Annotated in this window: 1 protein-coding gene; it reads right to left on the bottom strand. The window is 45.8% G+C overall.

Annotation, left to right across the window (positions count from 1 at the left end; genetic code table 11):
• Nucleotides 1-127: 127 nt before the first annotated feature.
• The coding region (locus OW495_RS22995; protein ID WP_289888554.1) for a flagellin at nucleotides 128-1,045 on the bottom strand (918 nt) is incomplete at its 5' end.

Below are 1,045 nucleotides of genomic sequence, written 5' to 3'. Positions count from 1 at the left end.
CAATAAAAAACCCAGCCGAAGCTGGGTCTGTTTAGCGCTCATCTCTCACCACGAGCTAATTTGTGGAAGCCTAACGTTAACGCCTATGATGATCAACAACACATAGTCAACGTGGCTTTTTAATCGATTAACCTAGTAGGCTAAGTGCCGAGTTCGGAGCTTGCTTCGCTTGAGCAAGAATCGAGCTTGAAGCTTGAGAAAGGATCTGAGACTTAGTCATCTGAGTCGTTTCTTTCGCGAAATCGGTATCTTTAATACGGCTCTTAGATGCGTTAACGTTCTCGTTAATGTTGTCTAAGTTGCTGATAGCGTGGTCGAAACGGTTTTGGAAAGCACCCAGTTCAGCACGGTGGCTATCTACATACTTAAGTGCCGCATCAATTACTGCTACAGACTCTTGTGCGCCGCCAACTGATGTTACGTCGATAGTATCAACCGTTACATCTTTGCCAGGTTGCATGCCTAGTTCGCCAGCAAGGCTGCCAGAGAATGCCACTTCGCCTTCAACTTTGTTGTTACCAGTAAACATTTGTAGCTTACCGTCTTCAGTTACAGACGCTTTAACAGAGTCTTGTTGACCGTTGATGTAAGTTGCTAGCTCTTCGATGTCGTCGCCCGCTTTCGCAGACACATCGATTTCTTGTGCTTGGCCGAAGTTATCAGTGAACGACATTTTTAGGTCGTTTGCGCCAGCTTGAACGTTCCAGTCTTTATCTTTCGCGTTCTCAGTTTGGTAGCTCTTACCACCCATCTGAGCGTTATCAGAGCGCATGTCTTTCAGTTGAAGCATTACCGCTTCACCGTTATCCGCACCGATTTGGAATGATTTAGTACCGTGAGTACCGTTAAGCAGCTTGTTGCCACCGAAAGACGTGGTTTCCGCAATACGGTTCAGTTCGTCGTTCAATGCTGTTACTTCTTCTTGAATCGCTACACGCTCAGATTTTGAGTTTGAGCCGTTTGAAGATTGTAGAGACAAATCACGCATACGTTGCAGGATGTTGGTTGTCTCGTTCATTGCACCTTCAGCAGTTTGTGCAATAGA

This window comes from Vibrio sp. 14N.309.X.WAT.E.F5 (assembly GCF_030397615.1).
In the GTDB taxonomy this organism is placed as follows: Bacteria; Pseudomonadota; Gammaproteobacteria; order Enterobacterales; family Vibrionaceae; genus Vibrio; species Vibrio lentus.
The sequence above is the reverse complement of the archived record's forward strand: the minus strand, read 5'-3'. Positions and strand labels throughout refer to the sequence as shown.